This is a genomic window from Bdellovibrio sp. HAGR004 (genome assembly GCF_055397015.1).
Genome location: NZ_AP029176.1, coordinates 384,742 through 400,719, shown reverse-complemented (window position 1 = coordinate 400,719; position 15,978 = coordinate 384,742). Strand labels below are relative to the sequence as shown.

General features: G+C 49.3%; 20 protein-coding genes. 5 read left to right on the top strand and 15 right to left on the bottom strand.

Translation table 11 applies throughout. From position 1 onward, the window contains the following. Window positions 1-69: 69 nt before the first annotated feature. The 3 genes from ACZ5ZV_RS02135 to ACZ5ZV_RS02125 form a co-directional block, all read right to left on the bottom strand. A complete protein-coding gene (locus ACZ5ZV_RS02135) occupies window positions 70-399 on the bottom strand; it encodes a hypothetical protein (protein WP_464119793.1) in 330 nt (109 codons plus the stop codon). A gap of 17 nt (window positions 400-416) precedes the next feature. Next, window positions 417-1,028 (bottom strand): adenylate/guanylate cyclase domain-containing protein, encoded by a 612-nt coding sequence (locus ACZ5ZV_RS02130; RefSeq protein WP_464119791.1) that lies wholly within the window; start codon window positions 1,026-1,028, stop codon window positions 417-419. Between the two features lie 97 nt (window positions 1,029-1,125). Next, window positions 1,126-1,764 carry a hypothetical protein gene (locus ACZ5ZV_RS02125; protein ID WP_464119789.1) on the bottom strand — a complete coding sequence of 213 codons (639 nt, stop codon included), beginning with the start codon at window positions 1,762-1,764 and terminating at the stop codon, window positions 1,126-1,128. Window positions 1,765-1,865: 101 nt separating this feature from the next. On the opposite strand from ACZ5ZV_RS02125, the gene ACZ5ZV_RS02120 reads away from it, so the two are divergent. Continuing rightward, the gene (locus ACZ5ZV_RS02120; protein ID WP_464117565.1) at window positions 1,866-3,101 is read left to right on the top strand and encodes an ISL3 family transposase; all 1,236 of its coding nucleotides are present in this window, start codon (window positions 1,866-1,868) and stop codon (window positions 3,099-3,101) included. Window positions 3,102-3,285: 184 nt separating this feature from the next. Here the strand turns inward: ACZ5ZV_RS02120 and trhA are convergent, their stop codons facing one another. The 3 genes from trhA to ACZ5ZV_RS02105 all read right to left on the bottom strand — a co-directional run bounded on the left by trhA (window position 3,286) and on the right by ACZ5ZV_RS02105 (window position 5,736). Further along, complete coding sequence (gene trhA / locus ACZ5ZV_RS02115; RefSeq protein WP_464119787.1) at window positions 3,286-3,936, bottom strand: PAQR family membrane homeostasis protein TrhA; 651 nt, start codon at window positions 3,934-3,936, stop codon at window positions 3,286-3,288. Between the two features lie 7 nt (window positions 3,937-3,943). Then, window positions 3,944-5,182 carry a DEAD/DEAH box helicase gene (locus ACZ5ZV_RS02110; protein ID WP_464119785.1) on the bottom strand — a complete coding sequence of 413 codons (1,239 nt, stop codon included), beginning with the start codon at window positions 5,180-5,182 and terminating at the stop codon, window positions 3,944-3,946. A gap of 161 nt (window positions 5,183-5,343) precedes the next feature. Next, complete coding sequence (locus ACZ5ZV_RS02105) at window positions 5,344-5,736, bottom strand: DoxX family membrane protein (RefSeq protein WP_464119783.1); 393 nt, start codon at window positions 5,734-5,736, stop codon at window positions 5,344-5,346. Between the two features lie 113 nt (window positions 5,737-5,849). Between ACZ5ZV_RS02105 and ACZ5ZV_RS02100 the strand changes: the two genes are divergently transcribed. Further along, entirely contained in the window at window positions 5,850-6,488 is a 639-nt protein-coding gene (locus tag ACZ5ZV_RS02100; protein WP_464119781.1) for a hypothetical protein, read from the top strand. On the opposite strand, the gene ACZ5ZV_RS02095 is transcribed toward ACZ5ZV_RS02100, so the two are convergent. From ACZ5ZV_RS02095 to ACZ5ZV_RS02065, 7 genes are all read right to left on the bottom strand, one after another. Next, window positions 6,485-7,747, bottom strand: a complete 1,263-nt coding sequence (locus ACZ5ZV_RS02095; protein ID WP_464119780.1) for a sensor histidine kinase — start codon at window positions 7,745-7,747, stop codon at window positions 6,485-6,487. The two genes, ACZ5ZV_RS02100 and ACZ5ZV_RS02095, sit on opposite strands and share 4 nt — an antisense overlap. Before the next feature lie 74 nt (window positions 7,748-7,821). Continuing rightward, entirely contained in the window at window positions 7,822-7,959 is a 138-nt protein-coding gene (locus ACZ5ZV_RS02090) for a hypothetical protein (protein ID WP_464119778.1), read from the bottom strand. 119 nt (window positions 7,960-8,078) lie between these two features. Then, window positions 8,079-8,426 (bottom strand): ArsC/Spx/MgsR family protein, encoded by a 348-nt coding sequence (locus ACZ5ZV_RS02085; RefSeq protein WP_464119776.1) that lies wholly within the window; start codon window positions 8,424-8,426, stop codon window positions 8,079-8,081. Window positions 8,427-8,428: 2 nt separating this feature from the next. Beyond that, on the bottom strand, window positions 8,429-9,727 hold the full coding sequence (locus ACZ5ZV_RS02080; RefSeq protein ID WP_464119774.1) for a DEAD/DEAH box helicase: 1,299 nt from the start codon (window positions 9,725-9,727) through the stop codon (window positions 8,429-8,431). A 95-nt stretch (window positions 9,728-9,822) separates the two neighbouring features. Further along, the gene (tpx, locus tag ACZ5ZV_RS02075) at window positions 9,823-10,320 is read right to left on the bottom strand and encodes a thiol peroxidase (protein WP_464119772.1); all 498 of its coding nucleotides are present in this window, start codon (window positions 10,318-10,320) and stop codon (window positions 9,823-9,825) included. Between the two features lie 68 nt (window positions 10,321-10,388). Then, the gene (locus ACZ5ZV_RS02070) at window positions 10,389-11,147 is read right to left on the bottom strand and encodes a transglycosylase SLT domain-containing protein (protein ID WP_464119771.1); all 759 of its coding nucleotides are present in this window, start codon (window positions 11,145-11,147) and stop codon (window positions 10,389-10,391) included. 107 nt (window positions 11,148-11,254) lie between these two features. Continuing rightward, window positions 11,255-12,040 (bottom strand): phosphatase domain-containing protein, encoded by a 786-nt coding sequence (locus tag ACZ5ZV_RS02065; protein WP_464119769.1) that lies wholly within the window; start codon window positions 12,038-12,040, stop codon window positions 11,255-11,257. Between the two features lie 103 nt (window positions 12,041-12,143). On the opposite strand from ACZ5ZV_RS02065, the gene ACZ5ZV_RS02060 reads away from it, so the two are divergent. Continuing rightward, complete coding sequence (locus tag ACZ5ZV_RS02060; RefSeq protein ID WP_464119767.1) at window positions 12,144-12,755, top strand: 16S rRNA (guanine(527)-N(7))-methyltransferase RsmG; 612 nt, start codon at window positions 12,144-12,146, stop codon at window positions 12,753-12,755. A gap of 91 nt (window positions 12,756-12,846) precedes the next feature. After that, complete coding sequence (locus ACZ5ZV_RS02055; RefSeq protein ID WP_464119765.1) at window positions 12,847-13,233, top strand: SpoIIAA family protein; 387 nt, start codon at window positions 12,847-12,849, stop codon at window positions 13,231-13,233. Between the two features lie 3 nt (window positions 13,234-13,236). On the opposite strand, the gene ACZ5ZV_RS02050 is transcribed toward ACZ5ZV_RS02055, so the two are convergent. Then, window positions 13,237-13,851: a DUF899 family protein gene (locus ACZ5ZV_RS02050; RefSeq protein WP_464119763.1), complete on the bottom strand. Its 615-nt coding sequence runs from the start codon at window positions 13,849-13,851 to the stop codon at window positions 13,237-13,239. 190 nt (window positions 13,852-14,041) lie between these two features. Here ACZ5ZV_RS02050 and ACZ5ZV_RS02045 point away from each other — a divergent pair, with 190 nt between their 5' ends. After that, the gene (locus ACZ5ZV_RS02045; protein WP_464119761.1) at window positions 14,042-14,908 is read left to right on the top strand and encodes a M14 family metallopeptidase; all 867 of its coding nucleotides are present in this window, start codon (window positions 14,042-14,044) and stop codon (window positions 14,906-14,908) included. Window positions 14,909-14,914: 6 nt separating this feature from the next. Here ACZ5ZV_RS02045 and ACZ5ZV_RS02040 read toward each other — a convergent pair whose 3' ends face one another. Next, the gene (locus tag ACZ5ZV_RS02040) at window positions 14,915-15,895 is read right to left on the bottom strand and encodes an NAD(P)H-quinone oxidoreductase (RefSeq protein ID WP_464119759.1); all 981 of its coding nucleotides are present in this window, start codon (window positions 15,893-15,895) and stop codon (window positions 14,915-14,917) included. Window positions 15,896-15,978 lie beyond the last annotated feature (83 nt).

The following is a 15,978-nucleotide window of genomic DNA, read 5'->3' as shown; positions in this document are numbered from 1 at the left end:
TCTTTCCTTAAAATTTAAGCTTCGATAACTAAAATCTTAAGTAAGTCTGAGATTTGAGTGGATCCCTTTTTATCCAAAGGTCCTAACGCTTAGCATTCCACCATGAACCGGGTAGAGCCCGAATTCATTCTCTTCGCTGACAAAGCCTTCCATCCGCGCCAACTGAACAATGGTATTAGATAACATCGCATCGATATTCTTGGCGGCAGTCTGAAGCCAGATGTGAGTCGCGGCATCCTTGGGGTACTTCGTGATACATTCCGTTGTGTAATCGTGAAACTCTCGAACCTTCGCCAGAATCGCCATCAGATGGGCCGGACATTCGCACTCAATTAAATCAGTGTGGCGACTTAGTTCGGCCAGAGCTTCTGGTGTTATGTGACCATTATCAAAAATCATCGGGTTCTCCTAAAAATCTATAAGAATCTATTTGTCGGCAACAACCAATAAGTCGGTTGGCTTGACCTAACACCCCTCAAAGATCGCAAGGGCATTTTCTGAAATTGCATACGCTCTTTACACGCCTCAAAGACCGACTGAGAGACCAAACAGTCCACGAGAAACTCTTTTGTCAAATTCTCAATCCTTGCCGCAAGATTCACGACATCCCCAAGAACAGTAAATTCTGATTTTACAGAGGTTGAGATCACACCCGAGGCAACAACGCCCGTGTGAATGCCCATGCCTACCGCAACGACAGGCTGATCCGCGAAGTAACGCTGAAGATTGAGTTTTGCCACACTTTCGCGAATCCGTACGGCGCACCAGCAGGCGTCCTGAATATGACTCGTATTTTTTTCCAGGACTCCAAAATGGGCTAAGAACCCGTCGCCGGTAAATTTATCGACGACTCCCCCGCAGGCTTCCACCACCATACCCAATTCCGAAAGGACCGAGTTCGCAAAATGAAGAACTTCCATGGGATCATGCTCATCAAACATGTGAGAGAACCCACGTATATCCAGAAATAAAATGGTGGCTTCGTCCCGACTGGGCGCACGTGCCAGGAGTGTTCGTTGAGACGGCATGGGAATCATCTTAATTCGGCGTTAAGATCAGGCAACTAAATTGTCCGCATCTAGACCGTAAAACCGAAATAGGCCCTCCGCTTGCGGCACGCCTTTTTTAGTTGAAGTTGACCGTCGCCGTCGCTGGCACTGAGCCCGCATCAAACACCCCAGGCACTCCCACCGAATTTTCCCCCAGGCTCAGGACACCATTGCTGTAGCTGAAGGTATTGTAGATGTCGTCGTTAGAGGCATTGGGCAGGGTTATGTTTGAACAAGTCATCGTATAGGTGGTTTTTTGCTGGCCGATATCAGCCATGTCACCACCTGGCTGATAAGGGCTGGTCCCACCGCAGGCCGTGTTAAAGCTGTCCTGAACATCCAAATTAAATGCGATGATCGAGGCAGTTTCTGAGCTTAGCACATGAAATGCCATCGTCGATCCGCTGACGGTCCAAAGGCCCCCAGCGTAATGAGCCACCCTGTAGTTTTCAGGCAAACAGGTGCCTGCATACCAGTTTTCAAGATAGCTGTAGGTTCCACTTCCATCCAGGACCAACACGCGCTGAACGTGATCCGCTTCGCTCACGACGGGGTGAACCTTTGCATCGCAAGTCGAAGTCCACTCTTTAATCAGATCGCTGGAGGCCAGATCCCCACCAACGATTTCTTCACCGGCCTTCGGCGCACAACCCATTCCCAAAACGGAAAAGACGGCAAGAAGGCTTACCAAAGAGCGAATAAAATAATTTCTCATTTAGTCCTCCGGCAATAAAAGCTCTGGGTATTCCGAGTTTTTTGTGGGTAGCCCGGCGCGCACGAATTGAATTCGCTTAATTTATGAGCTTCGATTTTCGGATGAGAAATCCATCCGATTCACACCAGTTGTTCGAGCAGCTTCTCGGTCTTGTGCCGCCGTGGTCAGTCACTAACGTCAACCTTGATACCGTAAATCGTCTCGTCGAGGTTGATGTCGAGTGGTCGAAAGGCCACGAGCCGGAGTGCCCCGAGTGCGGGCGATCGTGTTCGATCAAAGATCACCGCGAGGAGCGCAGGTGGCGGCATTTGGACACGATGCAATTTCAAACGATCATTCGCTCACGTGTACCAAGATCAGATTGCAAGGAGCATGGGGCGAAGACAATCAACGTCCCATGGGCTGGTCCGAACTCTCGCTTCACTCTGCTTTTTGAGAGGCTCGCGATTGACGTCATGATTGCCGCCAAGAGCCTCAAAGAGGCGGCAAGGCTTTTAGGGCTTTCGTGGGACCAGGTCCATCACATCCAAAAGCGCGCGGTCGAACGCGGTCTTGAGCGTCGCAAGCTTGATGAGATCAAACACGTCGGTATCGATGAGAAAAGTTTTTTGAAAGGTCACAAGTACGCCTCACTGATGACCGACATCGGTGGTGCACGCGTTCTAGATGTCGTCGAAGGCAGAACACTTGAGGCCACAGACTCACTCTGGCAGAAGCTTCCAGAGGAGACGAGATCCGGCATCGATGCTGTTGCGATGGATATGTGGGACGCCTTCATCACGTCAACAAAGACGAATGCGCCCCAAGCCGACATCGTGCACGACAAGTTCCACATCTCAAAATACTTGGGCGATGCGGTCGACAAAGTGAGGCGCCAAGAGCATCGGGCGTTTATGAAAGACGATGTCGAGACACTCAAAGGTGCGAAATATCTGTTTCTGAAAAACCCCGAGAACATGAGCGATGCCGAGACCTCTCGGTTCAACGAGCTTCGCATGGATAAACTTAAATCAGGGCGAGCGTGGTCGATGAAGGAGATGTTCTCGGAGTTTTGGAGCTACACGTATCAAGCTTCGGCGAGAAAGTTCTTCGACCGATGGTATTGGTGGGCGACGCACTCCAGGCTTAAACCGATGAGCGACGTCGCCAAGCTCATGCGCCGGCATCTCGACAACATCTTGACCTACTTACGCCACCACATCACCAACGCGATGATGGAGGGGTTCAACTCGAAGATCCAATCCATCAAAGCCAATGCTCGTGGCTTCAGAAACTTTGCCAACTACCGAATCGCGATCTTGTTCTACTGCGGAAAACTTGAACTCTACCCGGCGTAAGGGCACAAGAACCTCGGAAGAACCAAAGCTCTTAAAGCTTTTCGACCGAAGTCTTTAGAAGTTTAACCTTTTTAGGCGACTTTCTCACAAAGACTCGCCTAATAGAGTCGTCTTCACAGAATCCCTCTCAAATGGAGATTAAACGACAGCGATATTCAGAATTAAATCAGATATGAAATTCCGATTAACTGCTCATCTTTTGCAGCATCACGATGGCAATAAAATGCAAGGTCGCTGCAACGATTGTCAGGATATGAAAGATCTCGTGATATCCGAAAGTTTTGGGCCAGGGATTGGGTTTCTTCACGGCATAGATGACGGCTCCGATCGTATAAATCAAGCCTCCCACCAGTATCAGCATCAAGCTGGGAAAACCCAGGGCCGCCTTGATATCAGAGATATAAGGTGACGCCAGCCAGCCCATCGCCACATACAAAACCGCCGAAAGCCATTTGGGTGCTTTCACCCAAAACAAGGACTGAATGACCCCCAACAAAGCGGCCACCCATACCAGGAACAAGAAATTCTGGCCACTTTCTTTCAGAGCCAAAGCTCCAATGGGAGTCCCTGTTGCGGCAATCATGATGAATATCGCCGCATGGTCCATTCGCTTCATCCACAAGCGCGAATTCTCGTTCCAGTTAATACGGTGATACAACGAACTGACACCAAATAATGTCACAAGACCCACGGAATAAATGGTCATCGCCACAAATTCCCGCGAACTTCTGCAACCCGCAATCAACATCGCACAAGCACCCAGAGCAAAGTAAAAAGCGCCCTGATGAAAGTGACCCCGAAGAAATGGTTTTACAAGTGCAGGATTGTTGCTCATCGTTTCTCTATTTTTTTCGTTTTTTGGATTTCTTATATTCATCTTCGCTGGCCAGCATCGCTGCCAGACTGCGGTCAATGTCATCTTCCAGCGGAGCAGAAATGACAGCTTTATAGTCGGTCTTGCTCACATTGATCACTTCAACTTTTTTCGTCAGAAGCTCTTCAATGGCTGTCAGAAGCTCTTTTTCGTCCTGACTGCAGAATGAAACTGCAATTCCTTTATTGAATCCCCGCCCCGTGCGCCCGATGCGGTGAACATAGTTCGCAGGTTTTTCCGGCAGGTCATAATTGATCACATGAGTGACATCAGGGATATCAATACCGCGCGCACTTAGATCCGTCGCGATCATGATTTTACATTCACCATTGCGGAAAGCCTTCATAACCTCCGCACGATCGGTCTGATCCTTTTCACCGTGCAAGGTCAAAGACGTGATGCCCGCACGCTCCAGTGCCTTGGCAACACGTTCTGCACGCACCCGGGTGCGCACGAAGATAATAAACTTCCCATCCGGATTCTGGTGCAGATATTCGGCCAGGAAGAAGCGCTTATCGTCCATCTCCACGAACATCACAAAGTGGGACACATTTTTAGACACCGGATCTTCCGGGGAAATCTGAATACGAATGGCGTTGCTGCGCACCTGTGAAAAGGCCAGCTTCTTGATTTCTGGATTGATCGTGGCCGAAAAGAACAACGTCTGATGACGACGGGTCAATTTGCGCTTGATGGATTCAATGTCCTCGATGAATCCCAGATCCAGCATGTGGTCGGCTTCATCCAGAACCAAAGTTTCAATGTGGCTGATATCCACATACCCCTGGCTGATCAAATCAAACATACGCCCCGGAGTCGTGATCAAAATATCAATACCGTCTTGGAGCTTTTTGATCTGCGCATCCTGCTCCACCCCACCATAAAGGGCGAATGGCTTGGCTTTGGTGTGTTTGGACAGGCGATTGAAGACTTCACCGATCTGCTGAGCCAGCTCCCGCGTTGGCACCATCACCAGGCAGCGAATGCCCAGGGAACGTTTGCTGCTTTTGCTGGCGTGAATGCTGTCGATGATTGGAATAGCAAAAGCCGCTGTCTTACCCGTGCCGGTCTGGGCAATGGCCAGGACATCTTCGCCCTTTAAGATGGACGGAATAGCTTTAAACTGGATATCAGTCGTACGGAAAAAACCATTGTCATGCAGGTTGCGCAACAGATCTTCAGATAGGTGGAACTTCTCAAACTTCAACGCGAACCTCGCTATAGATACAAGTCAAACAGATGATTGCATTTACCACAGAAGGCGACAGGGGTGAAATCCTAAAGAAAAAAAGGCAGAAAGCCTGTGATTACTACACGTTATCACCTCTTTCTGCCTGCCAAAAACCACTAAAAATGGGCCCGTGGGGACTATTTACGACGGAACAGCCCTTTTACAACGTGGGCATAAGGTTCTGCAAAGAACGCCAGATGCAAGGTGAACATCCCGATAATGATGGCCAGAGGAAGCCCACTTGGCGCAAGGAAGGCATGAACAAGAACGATATTCAAAACAATTGGAGCCAAAACCACCAAGGCCAGCGGAACAAAGTAACCACTGAGCAACAGCAATCCACAGACAGTTTCAGTCCCCGTTAAAAGAGGGAAGAAATAGCCAGAGGCTGCCAGACCGGTATTGAAAGCCACCAGACGCTCTGGTAAATCCGCAGGAGGTGGCACCAGATTCAAAAGTCCGGTCAATCCTGCGGCAAAAAAGATCAGACCCAACAGTATTCGCACCACCAATGTCAGTTTGGATTTCATTTAAATCTCCTTTCCTCTATCCCATAACACAATCCCAACCGGGGCAAGAAAACTCTTAAGGCCTTGTCTGACAAATGCCGGATGTGGAAGGATGAAGTATTGGATGATTCAAGATGACTGACACAAGCGTGCTTTTAAATTTTGGCCTTAAAGCCGTCCAAAAACTTTTACTGCTTTCTGGGGGAGCTTTTGCGGTCGGTTTTGTTCTACACTGGATTTCGTACGGCCTTAGAAACTGGATTGCGGAAAAATTAGGGGAAAAAGCTTTTTTATGGATTTTCGCTCCAGGGATCATGATTCATGAAATCAGCCATATGCTGGCGGCCCTGGTGTTTCTACACGAAATTGTCGGCTTTAATCTTTTTGATCCCAAGGCCCGCAACGGCAGCCATGGTCACGTCGTCAGTCGGCCCCGCCAAGTCCCGAATATCCTGTTCATTCCACAGATCTGGATCGCCATGGGGGATTTGTTCATTGGCATTGCACCTTTGATCGTAGGCCCCATTCTGCTGGCCGGAGCCTTATATTTCGTTCCCGGCGGCGAAATGTTCTTAAAGCATCCCACCTGGTCATCCATTCCAGGCTTGAGTTGGCAATTGGGATTCTGGATTTATCTATTTGCCTCGACAATCTTTCATATGGAACTAAGCAAGGCCGATCTGAAGGGAACCTGGAAAGGCTTTTTGTGGCTAGTGCTAGCCACCTTCATAGTCGCCATCACTTATAAAAAACTGCATCCCTACTTTCCTTAGGCCTGCGGAACAGTAAAGACAAAACGAGTGTGCTCCGACTGGTTATCCAGATAGATGTCACCACCATGAGCAAGAACAATCCCCTGACTGATACTTAGCCCCAGCCCTGTCCCCTTACCGACCTCTTTGGTGGTGTAAAACGGTTCAAATACCCTGTCAGCGCCAGGAATATCTTTGAAGTGCCCACTGTCTGAAACACTGAACTCAACCATGGGTCCTACTTTCTGCACCTGCAAACGAATCCATGGGGACTTGGTATCCTCAATGGCATCCTTCGCATTCTGCAGCAAGTTGACCAACACCTGCAGTATCTGAACTTCACGGCAAAGAATCTTAACGTTCTTTGACGGCAGTTCCAGGAAGAATTGTATATTCCTGGACAAATACTGATCCTCAAAGAGCACGCAGGCATCACCCACTATTTTTTCAACTGACACAGGCAAGTAGGGATCGGCTTCATTTTTGCGTGAATACACACTTAAAGACCTGACAATCTTATTGATCCGCTCGGACATTGAAACAACTCGTGTCAGATAATCTGTCATTGTGGATCGATCTAAAGCATCTTCGCCCAGCCCCTCCAAAGTCACTTCGCTTAAACCTTTGATGACCGACAGGGGATTATTGATCTCATGAGCCACACTGCTGGCCATCTGACCCAAAGCCACCATTCGCTCGTTGTGGATAATCCGCCCCGCTTCAAGCTCCAGTTCTGCCTGAGCCAAAGCATAGATCGTGCGCAAATATCGGATGATGAAGAAAATCATCATCGCCGAAATCAGAAACGATATCTTGCGATAATTATCAGAACCAATGACCTCAATTGACGGTAAATTCAAACGTGATTCGGGCAAAAGATACTGTCCAATCACAAACAAAGTGATCGTATAAATCACGAACGGAGTGACATAACGATCCTCTTCTTCCTTGTCGAACATAATGAAAGTCACGCAGATCAACATGAAATAGAAGAACTCGGCCCCAGAGCTTCTTCCTGTCACATAAGAAATCGCAAAGATTGCCAGATTCCCCTGAATTAAAAAAGCCACACGCGTCAGAGCATTCCATTTGGGGTTACCGACAACTAACAAAAGTAAGATGCTGCCAAGAAGAAAGAAAACATTCACCGACATCATCACATAGTCAGCCGTCAGAAGATAAATGATGTCATAGGAAAGATAAGCCGGAACGGCCGTCAGCATAGCCACATTGGAGGCACGAATCGCCGTTTTGCGACTGGGTGTATCCTTTGTCGACACACCTCTATTAACCAAGAATCTCCAATACGCACCGATCTTATTGCTCATTGTTTGTTTATATATCACAACGCGCACTAGTCGTTGAAGAATTTCTCTCGAATACTCCAGAAGTATTTTTGCTTACGCGCCACCGCGAACAACGAGACTCTGAACTTTTCTTGAATGCGCAAAACCTCATCAACACTGCGGACGAAGATTTTTCTTTCTGGCAAGCGGTTGTGCATTCTGATGAAGTTAAAATGGAAGGCCTGGCAGTCCTCGGGGAAAACTCAAACAGGTCCGGGAGGAAATGTCATTTTCCTCCGCACACTTGTCACAAGTTGATACATGTTTAGCTTAATAGCTTATTCAGATTCTCTGTCGGTCGAGCGACAACTGCAACAGGGCCTTTCACAACCACCGGGCGCTCCATCAACTTCGGATTTGCGGCCAGCTTCTGAGCCACCACTTCTGCAGAGTTCACATCAAACGGCGCCGCCTGGAAGTCCTCTTCTTTCGTACGAACCAGGGCAGGTGCTTCGGCACCCAGTTTGTTCTGAAGCTCCAGAAGTTCAGATTCAGACAGAGGCTCTTTCAAATACTCAACAACTTTGGCGTCAACGGACTGGGATTGCAACAGAGCCAGAACCTCGCGGCTTTTGCTGCATTTGGGATTGTGATAAATGATCCAGGAGCTCATGTTTATTTCCTTTTTGCTGAAACACCTTTTTTAGGTGCCACAGACTTTCCGGTAAAGGGATTGATCTTGCCACTGCGGCCTTTAGCTGGCGATGCAGTCCTTGCGTCGGTCTTCGGATTCTTTGCATCGCCACGCAGATGTTTCTTGGAGCGATCAATAAAGCTGAATTGTGGATCCACCTTGATTTCCTCGGCCCCCTGCAAATATCCCTTGATACGGCCATACATCCTTGTATCCGATGGGGTCACAAACGTAATCGCCTCACCGGCACGCCCGGCGCGCGCCGTTCTTCCAATACGGTGTAAGAAATCTTCCGGCTGAAATGGCAGATCAAAGTTCACCACGTGATCGACATGAGGAACATCCAGACCCCGCGCCAGCAAGTCGGTCGCAACCACAATGCGCAGTTCTCCATCACGGAAAGCGCGCACCACGCGGTTTCTTTGCCCTTGAGAAAGACCGCCGTGGATCAGATCGGCCGAAAAACCGTACTCTTGCAGATAACTGCCAACGGCCTCGCAGGATTCCTGATTACCAGTAAATACGATGACTCCGCCACGGGTGGCGTTGAGCTCATCCAACAATCGGTCATTTTTCATAGTGCGATCCAGGAACAAAACCTTCTGCTTCAGACTGGAAACCGGCGCCTCGGCTTTTTCTGAGCGAATCATCGTCACATCGTTACGCATGAACAGTTTTGCAATAGCCTCGACATTCGAACCAAAACTTGCAGAAAACATCATTGTCTGTCGGGGGCCACGCAGTGTGTTCTGAATGGTTTTAAGCTGTGGGGCAAAACCCATGTCCAGCATACGATCTGCCTCATCCAAAACGATGATTTCCACATGCTGAAGCAGCAGTTTGTTTGTAGAAAGATGATCATTCATGCGCCCCGGTGTCGCAATAATCAAACGCGGATTCTTCTTCAACTGATTGGCTTGCTTAGAGCCGGTGCTTCCGCCAATGGCCAGACAGACTGAAACCGGCATTTCCGTACAAAGCTCCAGAAAGACTTTATAGATTTGTTGAGCCATTTCCCGACTGGGCACAAGAATCAAGGCACGTGCTTGTGGTTTCCGATGCAACGTCGTCAGCAATGACAGGGCAAAAGCCAAAGTCTTCCCGCTGCCAGTCTGGGCAATGGCAATCAGATCCGAGCCTTCCAGACCCACGGGGATCGCCTGACTCTGAACTGGAGTCGGCTTGGATATTTTCATTTTCTGAAGAGCCGTCATCAGTGCCGGCGCCAGATTCATTTCCTGAAAGGTTTTAGCTTTATGCGAAGATGTATGCAGTTTCATAAGGGGCAGACTTACCACAAACTGCTGAAATGAGACAGAAAAAGCGGCTTCAAACCCTGGGTTTCAAGCCGCTCTTGCAATTATAACAGGCTCTCTTAACGCAAAGACGCCAGAGCTGCCTCGTAGTTCGGCTCGTCCACGATCTCAGCCACCTGCTCCACATGCAAAACCTTGTTATCTTCAGAAAGTGTCACCACCGCACGGGACAACAAACCTGCCAGCGGGGAATCGGCAATCTGCACACCCCAGTCCTGACCGAAGTTGCTACGGAAGGAGGAAACTGTTTCGCAGTTTTTAATGCCTTCAGCACCACAGAAGCGAGCTTGTGCAAATGGAAGATCTGCAGAGATATTCAAAACAACCGTGTTGTCCAGTTTGGCTGCTTCCTGATTGAAACGTCTGACGGATGCTGCGCATGTGCCTGTATCAACACTTGGGAAGATATTCAGAACTTTCTTTTTGCCAGCATAAGTCGCCAAATTTACTTCGGACAAATCATTGCGCACCAATGAAAAATCTTTTGCCTTTGTGCCCTTGTCTGGAAGAAAGCCGGATGTCTTTACAGGGTTGCCTTTTAGAGTGATCGATGCCATGAGTTCTCCTTTTTATACTCAGATATGGAAACGAGAATCAGCATAGCACCGTTCATCTTAAGATCAAACTACTTGCAGAAGGATAGATTCTGACTCCAGCTCAGAATCGATTTGTAGCTGGTCTTATCGCCTGCGCGCAGCACCGACCAATATCTCGCCCCTCCGCGCCATGCTCCGTCCACCTTGCCTGCAATACGCCCATCGCGCCCCAACCAACGATCCAGAATGCGAATGCCGCAGCTGAGATTCTGTTTGGGATCGTGCAAGTCCTTGGTGGTCTTAAATCCGCAGCCATACGCATTGCCGCTTTCAATCGAGATCTGCAACAGGCCTCGGCTGATCACACGATTGCCATGACTGTCGTTGAAGTCCTCAGTATAAGAAGTCTCGGTCTTAAAATTGCTTTCAAAGCGCACCATGGCTGACAGCATAAAGGCCCAGTACTGCTTTCGTTGAGCGTAAGAAAGACTTTGATACTTTGGGCAGAACAGATTTTTATCCGCAGGAATCACATCCAACAGATTTTGCCCCAATCGATCCAGCTCACGATCCACATGCGTCGTCCATTCTTTGGCACCACTGACTTTCCCTTCCCATAAAGGTGTGACTTCGCGCAAGACCTCTTCTGTCGTCGGCGGAGGTGGCAGTGCCGGAACCGGATCCGGCTCGGGAACCGGCTGAGGCGTTGGGGTTGGTTCGACGGCTGAAGAGGAGTTGTCAGCAGAACCCTGTGTTCGAGGAGCTTCCGAAATTTTACAGCCTGCCATGATTTGAACAACGAACAAAACGAGAACAATAAAAAATAATTTGTTTGTGGCGTTTTTCATAAGTAACAGATCGGCAGACAAATCCCGATCTTTACTGTTGAAAAAACTGTCGAAATTCTAGTGAAAAATTTCAGAGATTAGACTGGGCCAAATGCCGTAAATAAAGGCTATTTACGACTTTGACAGTAACTGGAAACTTTGGTCTTCATCTCATCACATACGCCACGGACTCCAATTGAAAACCCGGCACAGGGATCATAGTTCTTCGGACAATAAGCATAGGACGGAATCCAGTTTTCCATTTCTTTCTCACTCAGAATGGAGCGGCCCACCGCCACCAGATCTTCTTCGTTCAATCGCCCACTGACGAACTCCCGGAAGGCAATATCGAAAGAAGTCACAAATGTCCTGGCGTGCGGCGAGGTCTTCCCTTCGACCGTTTGTCTTAGATAGATCTCAGCCACTTTCCCCGGGTGCAAAGCTTTCAACAGTTCTGTCAGCTCAAGACTGGCGGTGGAATTATCCAGAATCACGACCAACTGGCTGTCGGGATTTACTTTAAGAACTTCCTCGATGTGATGCATTTTAAATTTCGTGATGGACCATTCGGTCACCCAATCTCTCATCGTGACGGAATGTGGCGGATACTTATAGTCCTTCATAAACTTCTCAACCCGGGACTCCAGCCAGTTTGTCAGTCCCGTGATAACATAGAACTGTCCGGCCCCACTGCCGGCCAGCATACGGCGATAGAGTTCCGGCATACCCGCATAGGACCGATCCTTGTCCATCAACTTCAGACCTGCAGAAAGAATGTTGGTGTTGTGAGCTTGGCGAAGAACATCGTCGAAGCCGCTGACCAGAACCACCTTTGGAGCCTGCGCTTTAGAGGCAAATGGAACAAATATAAGGAAAAGAATAGACAGAGAGTAAAGTAATACCGATGTTCTCATACACAAATATTGGCTTAGTCGCTGTTTATTGGCAACCGGGCTCCGCCTTAGGTCCGCTTCGGAAAGACCTTCCCTTTTTGTCAGGAACTCTTTAAAACAAGATATGTATTTTGAAAAACGCATACCCGTCTTTTTACAACTGGGCTTTAACGAGGCCGCTTTACCTAAACTCAAGGCTTACCTAGACCTTCTTTGGAGCGCCAACGAAGAGCTGAATTTGATCAGTCGAAAAATGACTTATGAGGAGCTGATCGACAATCACGTGATTGATTGCCTGCTGCCTCTGAGTCTGTTCCCTAAGGATGTTAAAGTGGCTGCGGACTTTGGGTCCGGCGGGGGGCTTCCGGGGGTGATCTACGCCATTCAATTCCCGGATGTTGAGTATCACCTTTATGAAAAGAGTAATTTAAAACAGGACTTCCTTAAGCGCTGCACAGCCATTGCTCCGAATCTGCGCATCCACGGCGAAATCCCACCCAAGCTGGAGAAAATCGAAGTGGTCACTTCCAGAGCGTTCAAACCGGTGGATGTCATTTTGGAGTTTAGCCGCGACTATTACAAAAAGGGCGGCAAGTACTTCCTGCTGAAAGCTCGCAAAGAAAAGATCGACGAAGAAATTGGCCTGGCCCGCAAAAAGTTCAAAGATCTGAAGGTCACCATCCAACCCCTGACTTCTCCGGTTCTGGAAGTCGAACGCCATTTGGTCCTTATTTAGTTTTCTTTGCGAATCAACAGCGGATCGCAATTTAATTTGTCACCCCGGGGCTTCTTCCTAAAATCATACGTTAATGAAAGAAGGAGCCCACATGCTGAAAGTAACAGCTGAACATCCCAAGTTTCGATACATTGAAATTCTGATCGATGGCGACATCAACTCTGAATCCGTCACGGCCCTTCTGAATCTTCTTCAAAAACGCATTGATGAATGGGGTGAAGTCAACCTTCTTGAAGAAGTGCGAGGCATTGGCAAGGTCGAGCTGGCCGTCTTTTGGAAAGAGCTTCGCTTTGGTCTTAAAAACCTTAACAAGGTCCCCAGAACCGCTATTGTCACAGACATCCACTGGGTCAAGAACATCAGCAACTTTCTGGATCCTATTGTTAAAATGGACATCGAAGTTTTTACCAGCAAAGAGCGTGATGTCGCACGCGCCTGGCTGGCACAAAGCGACCTGGAAGAATCCATGTATCCCTGACTGTCACAGAGAAAGATTCTGCCCTCCATCTTCCAGCCGCTCGGGACGGCGCCAGTAAGAGTACTGTGGTGTCCACTCCTCCATCCCGACTCCCGCCAGACTTAAGATGCTCCACAAGGCACAGAAGTCATCGCCCGGACCGAAGACACTGCTGTTTTTTCTGAAGATGCGCTCCCCTTTTTTTTCGTAGCAGACGATTCCTGGCATGTTGTTCTGTCCGGCAAGCACACTCTGCTCCCGAATGTACAATCCACCCCCGTGCGAAACCATATTAAATCGCCAGCCTCGCGAGTTGGCAAAACGCCGCTGCTCTTCCGGCGCATCCTTGGACAACATCACAACGGCAAACTGATCCTCCAGAGCCGGCAGAAAACCATTCAGCCCATCCCCCCACAAAGTGCAGGAACGACACCCTTGACCCATATTATGAATGGCGATCAGTCGGCTCTTATCCGCAAACAGATCCCTCAGCGTGACTTCGGCATTGAGACTGTGAAAGATATAATTCTTCACTTCCATTGCAGGTGATTCTTTTCGTAGGGACTCCAGCCGACGATGCAGACGATAAATCTCGTTCTCCACTTTCTGGATTTCATTCAACGGATGTTCGTTCAACATAGAGCCTCCTTGAAGCCCTATTTTAGATTGATCACTATCGGAAGTCTGAAAAATCAGGTGGCTCTGTCAGATTTCAGAATTCCCAACACGAGCTGAGCTTCGGGCCGCAGGCTACGACCTTAATCCAGTTTGTCAAAGTGGCCCAGAGGGGTATTTTGACTTCGTGCCAGAACACATTGAGCCTAGTTGCATGCTAGAAATGATTTTGTCTCTTTTCCTCATGACGAAAGCCGCTCCTGCAAGCAATTACACAAGTGTGCAAGACACTCTTCGCCGAATTACTCAGGAGAACCCCACAACAACACAATGGATCGACATCGGGCTTTCCGATTCCGGTCAGATGATTTCAGGCCTGAAGATCGGCAATGGCGAGGTGGCGGACTTGATCGTTGCCACTCACCACGGAAACGAATACGGATCCACGGCTGTTGCTCTGGGGGCCGCCGAGGCCTTTGCGCGAAATCCAATTCCCGGGCACACTATCTATGTCATTCCCGTGCTGAATGTATCCGGTTACAATTCGCGCAATCGCTACGAAAGAACATCCAACGGCACCGTTGATCAGAACCGCGACTATCCGGGCCCCTGTGTATCAGGTGTGTCTTACAGGTCCAAGGCCACCAAAGCCCTGGCTGAATTCCTGGAACAAGCCAACATCGTCAGCTCCGCCACCTTGCACACTCACTGGCCGGCAGTGCTTTATCCATGGGGCTTTTCCACACGTGACACCCAGACACAGTACGACAGCACGTTTATCGGCCTTTCCAAGGATGCTGTCGTGGAAAGCGGTTATCAGGTAGGAAACTCCAAAGAGCTTCTGTATGCCGCCGACGGAGCGTTTGAAGACTACGCTTACTGGAAACACGGCATCTGGTCTTTGCTGTTTGAAATGGGAACCACGCATTCCCCATCGCAGGCTCAGATGAAGCAGATGATTGAGGTGAATGTGCCGGGCTTGCGTCGTTTCTTCGAAAATGCACCCAAACAGCGCGCAACCAACCATGCCTTTACGGGAAAATGTGACAAGAGCTCCCGTCAAAGAGAGCACTTGGAATAGCGGCCTCTATCTGACCTGAAGAACAATCTTGCCTGTGTGCTGACTGGACTCCATTAGCACATGGGCCTCGGAGGCCCGATCCAAAGGCAGAACCTTAAAGATCACCGGCTTCATCTGTCCCTGATTTAACATCGGCCAGATATTTTCCTCCAAAGCCTGGGCAATTCGCGCCTTCTCGACAACGGGACGCGCTCGTAAAGTCGATCCCGTCAAAGTCAGTCTTTTGAACATCATCTTACGCAGATCCAACTCCACCTTAGAACCCTGCAAAGTGGCGATTTGCACCAAACGCCCTTGCATCGCCAAAGCCTCCAGATTCCGCGCAAAATAATCCCCGCCCACCATATCCAGAATCACATCCACACCGCGGTCTTGAGTTTCCTTTTTTACCGCGCTGACAAAATCCTCTTCCTTGTAAAGGATCACTCGGTCCGCTCCTAAATTTCTGCAGATCTCGACAGAATCCCGCTTTCCAACCGTCGTGAAAACACGAGCCCCCATGGCAGAGGACATCTGAATGGCCGTCGTCCCAATGCCACCGGCACCGCCATGGATCAGAATGCTTTCGCCTTTCTTCAGGGCTCCACTTTCAAAGACATTTGTCCATACGGTAAAGAATGTCTCGGGCACGGCGGCCGCCTCGACCATGCTCATCCCGGCGGGAATGGGCAGGCACTGACCTTCCGGAGCACAGACATACTCGGCGTAACCGCCCCCTGTAACTAACGCACAGACTTCGTCATACAGCTTCCAGCGGGTGACATCTTTCCCGACAGCGACGATCCGTCCTGCCACCTCCAACCCCGGAATGTCAGAGGCACCAGGCGGAGGTGGATAAGTCCCCTGTCTTTGTGCACAGTCCGGACGATTGATTCCTGCGGCGTGAACTTCTATCAGCACTTCGCCCGTGCCTGGTTCCGGCCGGGCTCTTTCTGCCACCTGCAAAACCTCTGGACCACCGGGTGTCTTAATTTCAATCACTCGCATATAAGCTCCTTTAAAGTTTCAAAATGCTCTTGGAACTTCTCTCAGTCAAGTCAGGCAAACTGGCCCAAAGGCGAGCCCTCCGG

Excerpts from the sequence above, each read along its gene's own strand:
- trhA (WP_464119787.1), bottom strand. The coding sequence starts at position 3,936 with ATGAGCAACAATCCTGCACTTGTAAAACCATTTCTTCGGGGTCACTTT.
- ACZ5ZV_RS02105 (WP_464119783.1), bottom strand. The coding sequence starts at position 5,736 with ATGAAATCCAAACTGACATTGGTGGTGCGAATACTGTTGGGTCTGATC.
- ACZ5ZV_RS02100 (WP_464119781.1), top strand. The coding sequence starts at position 5,850 with ATGACTGACACAAGCGTGCTTTTAAATTTTGGCCTTAAAGCCGTCCAA.
- ACZ5ZV_RS02055 (WP_464119765.1), top strand. The coding sequence starts at position 12,847 with ATGCTGAAAGTAACAGCTGAACATCCCAAGTTTCGATACATTGAAATT.
- ACZ5ZV_RS02065 (WP_464119769.1), bottom strand. The coding sequence starts at position 12,040 with ATGAGAACATCGGTATTACTTTACTCTCTGTCTATTCTTTTCCTTATA.
- ACZ5ZV_RS02130 (WP_464119791.1), bottom strand. The coding sequence starts at position 1,028 with ATGCCGTCTCAACGAACACTCCTGGCACGTGCGCCCAGTCGGGACGAA.
- ACZ5ZV_RS02080 (WP_464119774.1), bottom strand. The coding sequence starts at position 9,727 with ATGAAACTGCATACATCTTCGCATAAAGCTAAAACCTTTCAGGAAATG.
- ACZ5ZV_RS02050 (WP_464119763.1), bottom strand. The coding sequence starts at position 13,851 with ATGTTGAACGAACATCCGTTGAATGAAATCCAGAAAGTGGAGAACGAG.
- ACZ5ZV_RS02045 (WP_464119761.1), top strand. The coding sequence starts at position 14,042 with ATGCTAGAAATGATTTTGTCTCTTTTCCTCATGACGAAAGCCGCTCCT.
- ACZ5ZV_RS02120 (WP_464117565.1), top strand. The coding sequence starts at position 1,866 with ATGAGAAATCCATCCGATTCACACCAGTTGTTCGAGCAGCTTCTCGGT.
- ACZ5ZV_RS02060 (WP_464119767.1), top strand. The coding sequence starts at position 12,144 with ATGTATTTTGAAAAACGCATACCCGTCTTTTTACAACTGGGCTTTAAC.
- ACZ5ZV_RS02070 (WP_464119771.1), bottom strand. The coding sequence starts at position 11,147 with ATGAAAAACGCCACAAACAAATTATTTTTTATTGTTCTCGTTTTGTTC.
- tpx (WP_464119772.1), bottom strand. The coding sequence starts at position 10,320 with ATGGCATCGATCACTCTAAAAGGCAACCCTGTAAAGACATCCGGCTTT.
- ACZ5ZV_RS02125 (WP_464119789.1), bottom strand. The coding sequence starts at position 1,764 with ATGAGAAATTATTTTATTCGCTCTTTGGTAAGCCTTCTTGCCGTCTTT.
- ACZ5ZV_RS02040 (WP_464119759.1), bottom strand. The coding sequence starts at position 15,895 with ATGCGAGTGATTGAAATTAAGACACCCGGTGGTCCAGAGGTTTTGCAG.
- ACZ5ZV_RS02135 (WP_464119793.1), bottom strand. The coding sequence starts at position 399 with ATGATTTTTGATAATGGTCACATAACACCAGAAGCTCTGGCCGAACTA.
- ACZ5ZV_RS02085 (WP_464119776.1), bottom strand. The coding sequence starts at position 8,426 with ATGAGCTCCTGGATCATTTATCACAATCCCAAATGCAGCAAAAGCCGC.